Source organism: uncultured Paenalcaligenes sp. (genome assembly GCF_947630565.1).
Lineage (GTDB): Bacteria > Pseudomonadota > Gammaproteobacteria > Burkholderiales > Burkholderiaceae_B > Paenalcaligenes > Paenalcaligenes faecalis.
In genome coordinates, this window is sequence record NZ_CANRIC010000016.1 from 24,485 (window position 1) to 37,907 (window position 13,423).

A 13,423-nucleotide genomic window follows, 5' to 3' on the forward strand; every position below is an offset into this window, starting at 1 on the left:
GAGAGCAACCCATTAAGAGGAAGTTGGAGGGCTACTCTCTATAATAGCAAGAGCTTGGCGTTGCATGAATTCTTGCATGGTATCTATACCACGCAAATGTAAAATAGTATTGCGCACGGCGGCCTCGACTAGCACCGCTAGGTTGCGGCCAGCAGCGACTTGGAGCATGACCTGTTTAATTTCTACGCCCAATACGTTTTGAGTTTGTTGTTGGATCGGCAGGCGTTCAAAGTTATCAGGGGTTGAGCGTAACAAATGCACAATGAGTTTTAAATTCATTTTTCGACGCACCGAGGTTTCACCAAAAATAGTACGTATATCAAGTAGCCCTAAGCCTCGGACTTCGAGTAGGTTCTGCAGTAACGGGGGGCACTGACCTTCGATGAGGCTTGGTGCGGTTCTAGAGAGTTCTACCGCATCATCTGCAACTAAACCATGACCTCTGGATATTAGCTCTAGAGCGAGTTCACTTTTACCTAAGCCGGACTCCCCTGTAATCAGTACGCCTAAACCTAATACATCTAAAAACACACCGTGCATCAAGGTAGTGGGGGCCAGTCGTTTTGCTAAATAGACCCGTAATACATCAATGAGTTCTGCTGCATCATGTTGTGTATTTAATAAGGGAACATGCAGTTGATTGCAAAGATCAATAAGATCAGCTGGGGCTTGGCTTGAGCCTGCGACGATCATGGCAGGGACGCCGCCATGGATTAGCTCTGTAAAATGATATAAACGACGTGCTGGGTCGAATTTATAGTAGTAATTAATTTCTTCGGTACCTAGAACCTGAATGCGTTTAGGGTGAATCAGGTTTAAATGACCAATTAGATCTGCGGAGGCTACGCCATTATCTAATTCGATGGTGGCAGCCGCCTCGGTGCCTGCTAACCATTGAAAATCTAGGCGACTTTGTGTGTCGTTAACCAGTTCTTCAATTGTCAGCATAGGGGTCAACCTGAGCGGGTGCAGTCAGAAGCTGATGAATGATAATCGGGTCTTCTTCGGTTTCGAGTTGATGTCGTAGTTCTGTATTAGACATCAGTCGAGCAATTTCAGCGAGTAGATCTAAGTGAATTTGCGTAGCATGTTCGGGGACTAATAAAAAGAAGAGTAAACGTGCAGTACGGCCATCACTGGCATCAAAGCGTATGGGTTCGGCTAGGCGCATAAAGGCACCTATAGGGTCTTTAAGGTCTTTGATGCGCCCGTGCGGGACAGCGACATCGTGACCCAAGGCCGTAGATCCTAAGCGTTCGCGAGCGATAAGGCTTTGGAAAATTGCCGTGCGGGCAATACCGTGATGGTTTTCAAACAGTAAACCGGCTTGTTCAAAAGCACGTTTTTTACTGGTTGCCACCATATCAATAACGATATTGGAGGGGGGTAATATGCGTGACAGTAAGTTCATAGCTGCCATTATAGGGTGATTAGATTAAAAGCGAGATACTGCTATTTAATACGAAGTCAGAAAAATAATAAAGCCCCGAGCAGTGGTGCAACGGGGCTATTCAAGGTTTGAGTGTAGCACTCTATGAGGCAAAATAGTCTATTGCGACTTATTCAGCAACAGGTGCGGCCTCCATGCGTTTATGGGGTTGATGCGCATGATTACCTGTTTTTGACTTGTGTTTGATGACTAGGCGTTCGGCTTTATCAGTAAGCAGGTCGATCGCAGCGTAGAGGGTATCTTCGGAGTCAGAGCAGTGCAAGTCTTTACCAGCCACACGAAGGGTGATTTCGGCGGTGTGCTTTACGCGTTCTACTGAGAGTATGACCTGAGCCTCGATAACAGAATCAAAGTGTTTATCCAATCTGCCGATTTTGTTATGGACATATTCGCGTATAGCGGGGGTGACTTCGAGGTTGCGACCAGTAATGTGCAGGTTCATAGTATCTCCTGTGTGTGTGTGAACAAATAAATGACGCATTTATACGTCAAATAGCAAGTAGAAAGTCCTCCTTCTTGTTATGTACACACTTTTAGTATACCGAAAAAATCATATAAATCTATGCGTAAAATCAAGAATTCACTTGTGGTTTCTACGCATTACATTTTGAAGTCTTTGCCTAAATAAACTTGGCGCACGGCCTCGTTACTAATGATTTCGCTAGGGTGCCCACTGGTTAAGACAGACCCATTACTGATGATGTAAGCGCGATCACAAATGCCGAGGGTTTCACGCACGTTGTGATCGGTAATTAAGACGCCAATTTTTCTGGATTTTAAAAAATGCACAATACGTTGAATCTCAATGACAGCAATGGGATCTACGCCAGCAAAAGGCTCATCAAGTAAAATAAAACGCGGATTGGTGGCTAAGGCTCGTGCGATTTCAACCCGACGGCGCTCTCCACCAGAGAGTGAGAGCGCGGTGTTGTGACGAATGTGCTGAATTTGCAGCTCATCAATCAGGTGATCTAGTTGGTCTTCGACCTCTGCTTTAGTTAGTCGTTTGCCTTGGCTATCACGCTGTAGTTCTAGGACGGCGCGTATATTATTTTCTACATTAAGGCGTCTAAAAACAGAGGCGTCTTGGGGTAAGTAAGACAAGCCCATTTGAGCCCGTTTATGCATAGGCATGGCAGTAATGATATTGCCATCGATCTCTATACGACCGGCATCAGCAGGCACAATGCCAACGATCATATAAAAACTCGTGGTTTTACCCGCCCCGTTAGGGCCAAGCAAGCCAACAACCTCGCCACTTTCAACTAATAGGCTGACATCTTGGACAACGGTGCGTTTGCCATAGGTTTTACGCAGGCCTACCGCACGTAGGCTACCGTCGGGTTTAGAGTTAAGACTGGTAGACATAATGGCTTAATTCGACTTTTGTTGACATTCAGCGATGGCGCGTTCGATTTGAGCCCGTGGACGAGCAACAGAGCGTACACGATGCTGACTATCTGAGGATTGAGGCCCGCCCAAGGCTTGGTACGTATCGGTTTTTTTGTTGTATACAACACGTTCCCCACGAATAGTATCAATGGGTTTACCACAGATATAACGGGTAAGCGTGGCTTGGCCGATCAGTGTTAATTGTTCGGATCCACTGTGATATTCAGCACGTAACCCTTCGCCTTTAATGACCTCGTATTTTTCGGGGGATTCTTGTCTAGCTTGCACACGAGCACTGTTTTTTACAGTGGCAATCGCATGTTGCGTACCATCAGCTTGTTCATTGACCTCGACGTTATCCGCATGCAGATTCAAATTGCCACGAGTCAGAATGACATTGCCACTAAAAATGCTTTGGCGTTTTGCATCATCATAATGTAATGAATCAGACAAAATGACCGTGTCTGGCTCAGCGGATTGAGCAAAAGCCGTTACAGAGAGCAGGCTTAAGCAAAGGTAGAGAGGCAATAAGAGCGGTTTTTTCATTGTGTAGGCGCATCAGCGCTAGGAGTGTTAGAGGGAGGTATGGTGACATGCGCGTTTTGATGGACCTGTAGCTGACGGCTGTTATTGTCATAATACATGCCTTTGCCTTGTAAAGTCTGAGAGCCATTGACGATAACGGCTGGGTCATCGGTTTCTACTTTGTCTTGATCTGGGTAAAGCGTGAGCTGTTTGCTGCTGATCGTAAAAATATCGCCTTTTTCATCCGGCTGACGATGCACGTAAGCATTGCCAATCATTTGAACCCTTGTCCCGCCTTGATCCATGATAGCGATGTCAGAGGTGGCAGTGCTGATCGGATTATCTTGTTGGTTAATGGTCACGCGCGCTTTGTCTAGATGGTAGGAGTCGTCATCAGGATAATGTTGCATGTAGTCTCCCTCTAGGCGATTGATGGCGATGCCATGCTCATCAGTGCGTAGCATGACAAAGCCCTTAGCCCAGCTATCAGGCTCGTGAGTATGCCGACGAGGAGGATCTAACTCTACCGTACTATGCGTGTAATGGGCAGCCCACCACGTGCCAGCGACCAAAGCCGCCAGTAGCGTCAGAGCAGTTAACGAGGGTAAACGCTCGCGCATTACTGAGGGCTACTGGTGATAAGGCTGATCGGTGGCGTTTGCGTAAAGTACGAACCCAATCGGCCTTGAGAAGCCAGAATTAAATCACAGCATTTACGCGCGGCACCATAACCGGCTTTTATGTCAGAGATCCAATGAGCCAGTTGACGGATATATTGGGGTGCATTGGGGACGCTGGCCGCAAAGCCAACACGTTTCATTGCTGTCAGGTCAATGATGTCATCGCCCATATAACCGATTTGTTCCATATCTAGCTCATACTTTTGAGCAAGTGACTGCAAGACAATGGATTTGTCGCGTATTCCTTGGTGAACCTCATCAATCCCTAATTCGCTGGCTCGTCGTGACACAATGGGGCCTTCACGACCTGTAATTATGGCGACGGTGATGCCGCATTCTTGGAGCAGTCGTAAGCCATAGCCATCTAAGGCGTGAAAGGCTTTGAAGCTTTCTCCGTCCTCGTTATAGAACAAGCGCCCATCTGTCAAAACGCCATCTACATCAAAAGCCATTAAGCGTATACGACGTAAACGTTCGCGCACATCGGCAGGGACGGGAGCCAATAATAAGGACTCAACGGGATGGTGTGAAATATCAGAACTCATTAAATAACCTTTGCGGCAAGTAAATCGTGCATATGTAATGCCCCTAATAATAGACCGTTAGAGTCTACAACAAGCATTTGGTTTAAACGCAACTTATCCATCGTGTTTGCTGCTTTGATAGCAAGCTGAGTTGCAGGAATGGTTTTAGGATCTGCTGTCATACCCTGCTCAACGTTGAGCGCGCGAATATCGCCACAACGCATGATTAAGCGTCTTAAATCACCATCTGTAAAAATACCAATAGGCTGCCGTTTTGCGTTGACCACAATAGTCATCCCCATCCCTTTGGCAGACATCTCTGATAACGCAGCAGGGACTAGCGTACCCGCAGAAACAATAGGCAATGCACTTTCTTGACGCATAATGTCGCCCACATAGGTGAGTAACTGGCGGCCTAAGGCCCCACCGGGATGAGAGCGGGCAAAGTCTTCTTTATTAAAGCCTTTGGCCTCTAGGCAGGCAACGGCTAAGGCATCACCGATGACAAGTGTAGCGGTGGTGCTAGAGGTGGGGGCTAGATTGAGGGGGCATGCCTCGGATTCCACCTGAACATTCAGGTGTAAATCCGCATTTTTTGCTAATTCAGAGGTAGGGTTGCCAGTGATGGCAATAAGCGGGCAGCCTAGGCGTTTAGTTGCTGAGAAAATGGTCAGCAGTTCTGTGGCCGCACCCGAATATGAAATAGCAATAAGCACATCGTCCTTTGTGACCATGCCTAAATCACCATGCAGCGCCTCTGCGGCATGCATGAAAAAAGCGGGGGTGCCTGTAGAGGAAAAGGTAGCTGCTATTTTGCGGCCTATATGCCCTGATTTACCTATTCCTGTGACCACAATACGTCCTTTGCATTGCAAGATGGATTGTGTGGCAGCATAGAAATCATCACCTAAACGATCTGCGAGATCGCTTAATGCGGCGATTTCCGTCATAAAGGTGCGTTGGGCAGAGGCCAGAGCTTGCTCAAGAGAGAAACGGGGCGAGGAATAGGTCATAAGGTGATTGTAAATGCTGCCATCAGTACTAAACAACTTGATTTTACAATCAAATATGGAACGGGTGGGAGCTTGCCAAACTGCTTTTTTCTTGGCGTTTTATCGCATCACGCCTGCATTTTTGTATTTTAGATACAGAAAAACTTGTTTTGCTTTGCAGGCAGTTATATGATTCTAATTGTATCGTTGTTTCAGTAATTACTGAAAATTGAAAAAAGAAGAGATAATGAAAGTAGAACCCCAAGCAGAACGGTTTATCCTGCATTTTGGTGAAATGGGTGGACGCTGGGGGGTAAATCGGACGGTAGGGCAGATTTATGCCTTGTTGTTTTTATCCGCCGAAGCCTTAAATGCTGAAAATATTGCCGAAACGTTAGGTATTTCTCGTTCTAATGTATCGATGAGCTTACGAGAACTGCAATCGTGGCGCCTAGTGCAGATGGTGCACAAGGTAGGTGATAGACGCGAGTATTTTGAATCTCCCAAAGACGTCTGGGAGATCTTTCACATTTTAGTAGAAGAAAAGCGTAAGCGAGAGATAGATCCAACTCTATCCTTGCTGCGCAGTCTTTTATTAGAAGAGCCTGCCAACGAGCAGGAGGCATACGGTCAGCAACGCATCACCGATATGCTGGAATTGATCGAACTGGCCACCAGCTGGTTTGACGAGGTTCATCGCTTACCTCCTGAAACCTTACTTAGTTTGATGCGTCTAGGTTCTAAGGTTCAAAAGGTTTTGGGGGTGGCGGGTAGAGTGCGTAAATCAGTCGGTTCGGGAGAATCAAAATGATAGATCTTGATGTGGTCGCGCTGTCTCGCTTGCAGTTTGCATTGACAGCTATGTTTCACTTTATATTCGTACCACTCACGCTGGGCTTGGCTTTTTTGCTAGCCATCATGGAGAGTGTGTATGTGATGACCGGAAAGGACATCTGGCGTCGTATGACGATGTTCTGGGGTAAGCTTTTCGGTATTAACTTTGCGGTGGGTGTAGCCACTGGTGTAGTGATGGAGTTCCAGTTCGGTATGAACTGGTCTTATTACAGTCATTATGTGGGTGATATTTTTGGTGCGCCGTTAGCTATTGAAGGCTTAATGGCCTTTTTCATGGAAGCCACCTTTGTTGGGTTGTTTTTCTTTGGCTGGAATCGTTTATCTAAAGTCGCCCACTTAATTGTGACTTGGTTAGTTGCTATTGGTGCTAACTTCTCGGCGTTGTGGATTCTAATTGCCAATGGCTGGATGCAAAATCCCGTCGGCGCTTATTTCAATCCTCATACCATGCGTATGGAGATGGATAACTTTGCTGATGTTATTTTTAACCCCGTGGCCCAAGCTAAGTTTGTGCATACGGTTAGCGCCGGTTATGTATTAGCTGCTATTTTTGTGTTGGGTGTAAGTGCCTGGTACATTTTGCGTGGTCGCCATATAGAGTTAGCTCGTCGTTCGATGGTGGTTGCTGCTAGCTTTGGTTTAGCTGGCTCTTTGTCTGTAGTCGTATTGGGTGATGAAAGTGGTTATCTCAGTACAGAGCATCAGCAAATGAAGATCGCCGCCATGGAGTCCATGTGGCATACCGAACCAGCTCCAGCGAATTTTAATTTAATCGCTATCCCGAACCAAGAGGAACGTCGCAATGATTTTGCCATTGAGATTCCGTGGGCGATGGGGATTATTGGTACGCGTTCTTTGACTACACCCATGTTGGGTATTAATGAGTTAGTCGAGCATGCAGAAGTGCGTATTGGTCATGGTATTGAGGCCTACAACGCGCTGCAGATCTTGCGTGCCGATAAAACGAACACCGAAGCACAGACCATCTTTGATGCAAATTGGAAAGATTTAGGTTATGCCTTGTTGCTGAAACGTTATGTTGAAGACATTAACACAGCGACTCCTGAGCATATTTCTAAAGCGGCATGGGATACTGTGCCACAGGTAGCGCCTTTGTTTTGGGCATTCCGCATCATGGTGGCATTAGGTTTCTACTTTATAGCCTTCTTTGCTATTGCTTTCTATTTGGCTACCAAAGATCGTCTCACTGTGTCTCCTCGCTTCTTAAAACTAGCCGTTTTCACTATCCCTCTACCTTGGGTTGCTGTGGAGTGTGGTTGGTTTGTTGCCGAGTTTGGTCGACAGCCCTGGATTATTGAGGGGGTATTGCCTACGTACTACGCTGCCTCCGGCTTGAGCGTAACGGACTTAGCAATTAGTTTGGCTATCTTTATCGGGCTATATAGTATTTTGGCCGCACTAGGGGTAAAGGTCATGCTACATGCTGTGCGCCAAGGTCCAGATGAGGATCCGAAATCTCCAGCAAATGATTTTGCTGCCAGCGCTGTTGCTGCTAAATAAGGAGTCTGAAAATGGATTCGTTAATTCTGCTTGATTACGACACCATGCGCCACATTTGGTGGTTATTGCTTGGTGTGTTATTAGTCGCTTTTGCTGTTATGGATGGTGCTGACTTAGGCGTTGCCATGCTTTTGCCCTTTGTGGCTAAAACAGATGATGAGCGTCGTGTTTTATATAACGTGATTGGCCCTGTTTGGGAAGGGAATCAGGTGTGGTTAATTTTGGCTGGTGGTGTGGTGTTTGCTGCTTGGCCATTACTTTATGCCATGTCGTTCTCTGGTTTTTACTTGGCGATGATGCTGTTGTTGGTCGCCTTAATTCTGCGGCCCGTTGCAATTAAATACCGCAGTAAATTAACCTCAGCAAAATGGCGTAAAAACTGGGATATTACCTGGTGTTTAACCGGGTTGGTGGCGGCTTTGGTTTTTGGTGTGGCTATTGGAAATGTCATGCTGGGCGTCCCTTTCCGTTTTGAACATGACACCTTACGTCCTGTATACGAAGGCAGTTTCTTCGGCTTATTTATGCCGTTTGCCTTGTTGTGTGGTTTGCTTAGTGTGGCCATGATGGCTCTACAAGGTGCAGTCGTATTGGGTTGGAAAACAGAGGGTGAAATTGCTCGTTTGGCTAAACGCTGGGCGATGATTTCTGGCCTGGCTGTGATTGTGTTGTTTATCCTTGGCGGTGTTTGGATTGCAGCGGCAGTGACGGGTTATGTTATTGACCCAAGCATTATTCCTGCAAATGAAGTGTCTAATCCTTTGCTCGCCTCTAAAGCGGTAACGGTTGCGGACGGCGCATGGATGAACAACTATGCCGTGGCTCCTCTCACATGGTTAGCTCCAGTGGTGGGTGTGCTTGGTGCGCTATTGGCGATTGTGTTGGTTGGGCGTGGCGGTGGATTATTAGCTGTGGTGATGTCCTCACTGAGTATTGCTGGGGTTATTTTCACTTTTGGTTTTTCCACTTATCCATTCCTGCTACCCTCGTCGCTAGAGCCAGCCGCTAGCTTAACTTTGTTTGATGCTTCAGCAAGCCATTTCACCTTATGGATCATGCTGTTGATTTCTGCGGTGTTCTTGCCATTGATTATTGCTTATACGACTTGGGTTTACCGAGTGATGCGCGGTAAGGTCACTACTGATACCGTTAACGATGCCCCTCACGCTTACTAAGGAGTTTTTACTATGTGGTATTTTTCTTGGATCTTAGGTTTGGGTTTGGCATGTACATTCTCTATCCTGAACGCCATGTGGTTTGAATTGCGCGTGGTGGATGCGAATGAAAAATCAGCTCAAGCTAATTCGTAATTTAGCGTAATCAGTGGGTGCTGCAACTTCCCCCTCTAAATCCGAAGCCACGGCCCAGCGCCGTTGGCTTTCGGGGCTATGGCGCTTAGCGCCTGCTTCTATGCTGTGGGCGATAGGGGCCCCATTGATTGCTGGTGTTTTGTTAGTTTTACAGGCTTGGTTCTTGGCACACACCTTGGATCAAGCCATTCGTTTATCTATACCCCCTGCAGAGCTTTGGACAGGGATGGTGACGATAGCGGGTTTAATCGCTTGTAGAGCGATATTACTTTGGTCTGGTGACTACGCAGCAAGCCATGCTTCAGAGCAAATTAAACAGCAGTTGCGCCATCAATTTTTTGCTCAGCTGATGACCCGAGGCCCAGCCTGGAGTAAACAAACTCCCGCAGGCTCTTTAGCGGTGGCTATCTTAGATCAAGTTCAGGCATTTGATGGCTATTTGCAGCGTTTTTTACCGGCTACGATTGCCGCGGTGTTTTTACCCCTTGCATTTGCTTTGGTGGTTTTGCCCGTGGATTGGGTTGTCGCGTTATTGTTTTTGATTACGGCTCCGTTGATTCCGTTATTTATGGCCTTGATAGGCTTACGGGCTGAGGCCGCTAATCAAAAGCATCAACAGGTGCTAAGTCGTTTATCGGGTGTGTTTGCTGATCGTATTAAGGGGCTATTTACCTTGTCATTATTAGGTAGAACCCAGGATGAGGTTGAGTCTGTTCGCTCAGCCAGTCAGCAATTAAGTAAAACCACCATGAAAGTATTACGTATTGCCTTTCTTTCTTCTGCCGTATTAGAGTTATTTGCAGCGCTAGGAGTCGCAGGAGTGGCGGTTTATATCGGCCTAAGCTATTTGGGTATGCTAGGCAGCCATTTCTCAGGCTATACCTTGCAACATGGTTTATTTTGTCTGTTATTAGCTCCCGAGGTCTATAACCCGTTGCGTCAAATGGCGGCGAGCTACCATGATAGAGCCACAGCAAAGGCTGCGGTTAATGGGTTACAGCAACTCTACAGTCAATTGCCGCCTCTTAGTCCAGAGATGCCTTTAATGACGACATCCCCTGTCGTGCAGCGCTATCCTGCCACGCAGTCACCGCAGGTGTTACACGCCTCTCGTTTTGCTGTGCAAACGCCAAACGGTCGAGACCTTCTGTTGCCTTGTGATCTTGCGTTATATCGGAATGAACCGGTTGCCTTAATGGGGGCCAGTGGTGCGGGGAAAACCACTATTCTGGAAACACTGGTCGGTTTGCGTCCTAATGCCAGCGGACAAGTCGCGCATTATTTTGATAAAAATCAATTTGTGCTGATTGGGCAACAGCCTTTCATGGCCTTGGGTTCCATCGCCGACTTTTTGCGTTTGGCGTGTCCTACGGCGACCACTGCTCACATGTGGCAGGCCTTAGAACAGGCACAAGCCGCTGATTTTGTACGTTTGTTACCCGATGGCTTGGATACGGTATTGGGTACGCGGGGGCATGGTATATCTGGCGGACAAGCCCATCGCTTAGCGTTGGCGCGACTATTTTTAACGGACCCGACATTGATTCTGCTAGATGAACCTACGGCCTATCTAGATGGGCAGACGCGCGATCAGGTTTTGGCTGCTATCTTGCGTTTTGCTCAAGGGCGTGCGCTCTTGATTGCAACCCATGATGAGGCGGTGGCGGCTCAGTTACCCCATCGTTGGCTGTTAGATCAGCAGCAGTTATACGTGTTTTCCAACGAGGCCCAGGCATGAAACTTTGGTGGCAATTAGCAGGGCCTTGGTTAAAAAAGCATTGGCGCTTTAGCCTACTTGCGTTGTTTTTAGCACTATGCACAGTTTTTGCCGGAATTGGATTGTTGTCTGTTGCTGGGTGGTTTTTGACTGGGGCCTTTTTAGCCGGTAGCACACTGACTTTTAATCTTTTTGCTCCCTCTGCCTTAGTGCGTGGTCTTTCGATGTGGCGTATTGCCTCTCGTTACGCTGAGCGCGTGACGGGCCATATTGTGACCTTGGATTTGCAGGCCGAAATTCGTACAGAAAGCTTTGCTCGATTGGCCTCCTTTAAGCCCGCTCAATTGGCTCAGTATCGTGATGGGGATTTACTGTCTCGTTTAATTAACGATATAGAGCGATTAGATACGTTTTTCCTTTTAATTATTAGTCCGGTATTCACAGCAGTGATTGCGGGTGGTTTTTTTAGTTTACTGATGGGGGCGGCCCTACCTGCGATGGGTTGGTCCATGTTAGTTGTACTGTGTTTGGCTGCAGCGGTCTTGCCGTATATTTTAGCTAAACAGACGGCCCATGCTGGCTTAGCCGTACAGGCAGCTCAGGCAGATCTACGAGCCATTACCCATGATGCGATTGCAGCTCATACGGATTTATTGGTTTTTGATTCGGTAGCCATTGCACAGCAACAGTTCTCTGAGGCGGGGTTGCGTTTGGCTAAGGCTCAGAAACAGGTCGCTCGGGCTGGTAGTCTGGGTACCTTGATGCAGCAGTTATTGATGGGCGGTTTAGTGTTAACCTTACTTTGGCTAGGTGCAAATGCTCATGCTCAACTACGTATCAGCGCCCCTGTATGGGTGGGTTTGCTATTAGGTGCAATGGGGTTATTTGAGGTCTTAGCCCCTATTATGCGAGGGGCTGCCGGACTGGGTGCTGTTCAAGCCGCAGCCCAACGCATTCAAGCCCTAACTCCGATCAGTTCCGGCACAACATCAAGCACTCCTGAAAAAACAGCGGTTTTAGCGTCCGAGGGTCGCTTAGTGATTGATTCCATCGCTGTTGCTTATCAAACTGAAACCGTTCTACAGGACTTATCTTTATCTCTAGAGCAGGGGCAACGGGTTGCGATTAAAGGACTGAGTGGGGCCGGAAAGACGACGTTGTTAATGGCGATTATGCAAGTGCAGCCGCTGGCGGCAGGTACGATTAGTTATGCAGGGGTTTCTTTAGATACGGTAGCGCCAGCTCACTTATATCAACGTATTTCGCTTCTATCACAACATTCACCGGTCTTTATGGGGACGATACGACATAATTTATTATTGTCTGATCCAGCCGCTACAGATGATCAACTTTGGCAGGTCTTGGCTCAAGTTCGTTTGGCTGAGCAAATAAAAGACATAGGTGGTTTAGATGCGTGGGTAGGAGAGGGCGGTAATACTCTTTCTACAGGACAAGTACGACGTCTTAGCTTGGCTCGCACCTTATTATCAGCAGCCTCTATTTGGCTCTTAGATGAGCCAACAGCAGGTTTAGATAAGAGTACAGCCGATGCTTGGTTTAATGACTTGCAACATCTAGCCAAAGGTCGTACTGTAATTATCGTGACACATGCTGAATTACCTACTGGTGTGGTAGATCAGACGCTCCAATTGCAAAAAGGTCACTTAATCCCCGATTGATTTAGGTCTAGCTAGGCGTTCTGCTTGGCTATTGTGTAAACTGATAGGCATGCCGCAGGCGCATGGTGCGCTTGGGCTTTTTTGTGGTTATTACTTTTGCTATGCATACTGATCCCGCCGATTACATTCGTCAAACCATACGCAGTGTACCTAACTGGCCAAGCCCAGGGGTGACCTTCCGTGATATTACGCCTGTACTGCAAGATCCTCGCGCATTCCGGGTATTGATCGACTTATTTGTTTACCGGTACATGGACCAACGTTTAGACTTGATTGCTGGCGTTGATGCGCGTGGCTTTATTGTTGGTTCAGTATTAGCTTACGAACTCAATTTAGGCTTTATACCGGTACGTAAAAAAGGCAAGCTGCCCTTCCGTACGGTTGCTGAGGATTACTCCTTAGAATACGGCAATGCTACTGTAGAAATACATACTGATTCCGTACGCCCAGGACAGCGAGTATTATTGATAGATGACTTAATTGCGACAGGTGGTACGATGGTTGCCGCCTCACGCTTGCTGCAACGTTTAGGCGCGAACACTGTTGAGGCTGCTGCTATTATTGATTTACCTGACTTAGGTGGTTCAAAAGCAGTACGTGATACCGGGCTATCCGTTTATACGGCTTGTACTTTTCACGAAGACGATCCAGGTAATCAACAGGCATAAATCTGAGTGATTCGTTACATTAAGCAGCCTTAATGGAGTATATAGTGAACTTTATGTACTTCACTGCGTGAGTGAGTGAGTGCCCCATGAGCAGAGCCTTTTGGGGCATT

15 protein-coding genes are annotated in these 13,423 nt (G+C 47.2%); 7 read left to right on the forward strand and 8 right to left on the reverse strand.

Annotated elements, in window-relative coordinates; all coding sequences use genetic code 11:
- Positions 1–12: 12 nt before the first annotated feature.
- From hprK to Q0Z62_RS04995, 8 genes are all read right to left on the reverse strand, one after another.
- Entirely contained in the window at positions 13–948 is a 936-nt protein-coding gene (gene hprK, locus Q0Z62_RS04960; protein WP_298051570.1) for an HPr(Ser) kinase/phosphatase, read from the reverse strand.
- Positions 935–1,411 carry a PTS sugar transporter subunit IIA gene (locus Q0Z62_RS04965; RefSeq protein ID WP_298051572.1) on the reverse strand — a complete coding sequence of 159 codons (477 nt, stop codon included), beginning with the start codon at positions 1,409–1,411 and terminating at the stop codon, positions 935–937. Before Q0Z62_RS04965 ends, hprK begins: the two co-directional genes overlap by 14 nt.
- Before the next feature lie 148 nt (positions 1,412–1,559).
- Positions 1,560–1,892, reverse strand: coding sequence for a ribosome-associated translation inhibitor RaiA (gene raiA, locus Q0Z62_RS04970; RefSeq protein ID WP_269900654.1), 333 nt, complete (start codon positions 1,890–1,892; stop codon positions 1,560–1,562).
- Positions 1,893–2,050: 158 nt separating this feature from the next.
- A complete protein-coding gene (lptB, locus tag Q0Z62_RS04975; protein ID WP_298051576.1) occupies positions 2,051–2,818 on the reverse strand; it encodes an LPS export ABC transporter ATP-binding protein in 768 nt (255 codons plus the stop codon).
- 6 nt (positions 2,819–2,824) lie between these two features.
- Positions 2,825–3,388, reverse strand: a complete 564-nt coding sequence (lptA, locus tag Q0Z62_RS04980) for a lipopolysaccharide transport periplasmic protein LptA (RefSeq protein WP_298051581.1) — start codon at positions 3,386–3,388, stop codon at positions 2,825–2,827.
- Positions 3,385–3,987 carry an LPS export ABC transporter periplasmic protein LptC gene (gene lptC / locus Q0Z62_RS04985; RefSeq protein ID WP_298051584.1) on the reverse strand — a complete coding sequence of 201 codons (603 nt, stop codon included), beginning with the start codon at positions 3,985–3,987 and terminating at the stop codon, positions 3,385–3,387. The genes lptA and lptC overlap by 4 nt, the downstream gene beginning before the upstream one ends.
- Positions 3,987–4,592, reverse strand: a complete 606-nt coding sequence (locus Q0Z62_RS04990; RefSeq protein WP_298051587.1) for an HAD family hydrolase — start codon at positions 4,590–4,592, stop codon at positions 3,987–3,989. Before Q0Z62_RS04990 ends, lptC begins: the two co-directional genes overlap by 1 nt.
- Complete coding sequence (locus Q0Z62_RS04995; protein ID WP_298051589.1) at positions 4,592–5,584, reverse strand: KpsF/GutQ family sugar-phosphate isomerase; 993 nt, start codon at positions 5,582–5,584, stop codon at positions 4,592–4,594. Before Q0Z62_RS04995 ends, Q0Z62_RS04990 begins: the two co-directional genes overlap by 1 nt.
- Before the next feature lie 226 nt (positions 5,585–5,810).
- Between Q0Z62_RS04995 and Q0Z62_RS05000 the strand changes: the two genes are divergently transcribed.
- From Q0Z62_RS05000 to Q0Z62_RS05030, 7 genes are all read left to right on the forward strand, one after another.
- Complete coding sequence (locus Q0Z62_RS05000; RefSeq protein ID WP_269900648.1) at positions 5,811–6,374, forward strand: GbsR/MarR family transcriptional regulator; 564 nt, start codon at positions 5,811–5,813, stop codon at positions 6,372–6,374.
- Complete coding sequence (locus Q0Z62_RS05005; protein ID WP_298051593.1) at positions 6,371–7,939, forward strand: cytochrome ubiquinol oxidase subunit I; 1,569 nt, start codon at positions 6,371–6,373, stop codon at positions 7,937–7,939. The genes Q0Z62_RS05000 and Q0Z62_RS05005 overlap by 4 nt, the downstream gene beginning before the upstream one ends.
- Positions 7,940–7,950: 11 nt before the next feature.
- Entirely contained in the window at positions 7,951–9,114 is a 1,164-nt protein-coding gene (gene cydB, locus Q0Z62_RS05010; RefSeq protein ID WP_298051595.1) for a cytochrome d ubiquinol oxidase subunit II, read from the forward strand.
- 12 nt (positions 9,115–9,126) lie between these two features.
- Positions 9,127–9,249 carry a cytochrome bd-I oxidase subunit CydX gene (gene cydX, locus Q0Z62_RS05015; RefSeq protein WP_298051597.1) on the forward strand — a complete coding sequence of 41 codons (123 nt, stop codon included), beginning with the start codon at positions 9,127–9,129 and terminating at the stop codon, positions 9,247–9,249.
- A gap of 13 nt (positions 9,250–9,262) precedes the next feature.
- Positions 9,263–10,987 (forward strand): thiol reductant ABC exporter subunit CydD, encoded by a 1,725-nt coding sequence (cydD, locus tag Q0Z62_RS05020; RefSeq protein WP_298051599.1) that lies wholly within the window; start codon positions 9,263–9,265, stop codon positions 10,985–10,987.
- Positions 10,984–12,645 carry a thiol reductant ABC exporter subunit CydC gene (gene cydC / locus Q0Z62_RS05025; RefSeq protein WP_298051601.1) on the forward strand — a complete coding sequence of 554 codons (1,662 nt, stop codon included), beginning with the start codon at positions 10,984–10,986 and terminating at the stop codon, positions 12,643–12,645. Before cydD ends, cydC begins: the two co-directional genes overlap by 4 nt.
- A 101-nt stretch (positions 12,646–12,746) precedes the next feature.
- Positions 12,747–13,313 carry an adenine phosphoribosyltransferase gene (locus Q0Z62_RS05030; RefSeq protein ID WP_269902220.1) on the forward strand — a complete coding sequence of 189 codons (567 nt, stop codon included), beginning with the start codon at positions 12,747–12,749 and terminating at the stop codon, positions 13,311–13,313.
- The last annotated feature ends 110 nt before the right edge of the window (positions 13,314–13,423 follow it).

Bases quoted from the DNA above. Each gene is read 5' to 3' on its own strand.
- hprK (WP_298051570.1), bottom strand. From the start codon at position 948: ATGCTGACAATTGAAGAACTGGTTAACGACACACAAAGTCGCCTAGAT.
- Q0Z62_RS04965 (WP_298051572.1), bottom strand. From the start codon at position 1,411: ATGAACTTACTGTCACGCATATTACCCCCCTCCAATATCGTTATTGAT.
- raiA (WP_269900654.1), bottom strand. From the start codon at position 1,892: ATGAACCTGCACATTACTGGTCGCAACCTCGAAGTCACCCCCGCTATA.
- lptB (WP_298051576.1), bottom strand. From the start codon at position 2,818: ATGTCTACCAGTCTTAACTCTAAACCCGACGGTAGCCTACGTGCGGTA.
- lptA (WP_298051581.1), bottom strand. From the start codon at position 3,388: ATGAAAAAACCGCTCTTATTGCCTCTCTACCTTTGCTTAAGCCTGCTC.
- lptC (WP_298051584.1), bottom strand. From the start codon at position 3,987: ATGCGCGAGCGTTTACCCTCGTTAACTGCTCTGACGCTACTGGCGGCT.
- Q0Z62_RS04990 (WP_298051587.1), bottom strand. From the start codon at position 4,592: ATGAGTTCTGATATTTCACACCATCCCGTTGAGTCCTTATTATTGGCT.
- Q0Z62_RS04995 (WP_298051589.1), bottom strand. From the start codon at position 5,584: ATGACCTATTCCTCGCCCCGTTTCTCTCTTGAGCAAGCTCTGGCCTCT.
- Q0Z62_RS05000 (WP_269900648.1), top strand. From the start codon at position 5,811: ATGAAAGTAGAACCCCAAGCAGAACGGTTTATCCTGCATTTTGGTGAA.
- Q0Z62_RS05005 (WP_298051593.1), top strand. From the start codon at position 6,371: ATGATAGATCTTGATGTGGTCGCGCTGTCTCGCTTGCAGTTTGCATTG.
- cydB (WP_298051595.1), top strand. From the start codon at position 7,951: ATGGATTCGTTAATTCTGCTTGATTACGACACCATGCGCCACATTTGG.
- cydX (WP_298051597.1), top strand. From the start codon at position 9,127: ATGTGGTATTTTTCTTGGATCTTAGGTTTGGGTTTGGCATGTACATTC.
- cydC (WP_298051601.1), top strand. From the start codon at position 10,984: ATGAAACTTTGGTGGCAATTAGCAGGGCCTTGGTTAAAAAAGCATTGG.
- Q0Z62_RS05030 (WP_269902220.1), top strand. From the start codon at position 12,747: ATGCATACTGATCCCGCCGATTACATTCGTCAAACCATACGCAGTGTA.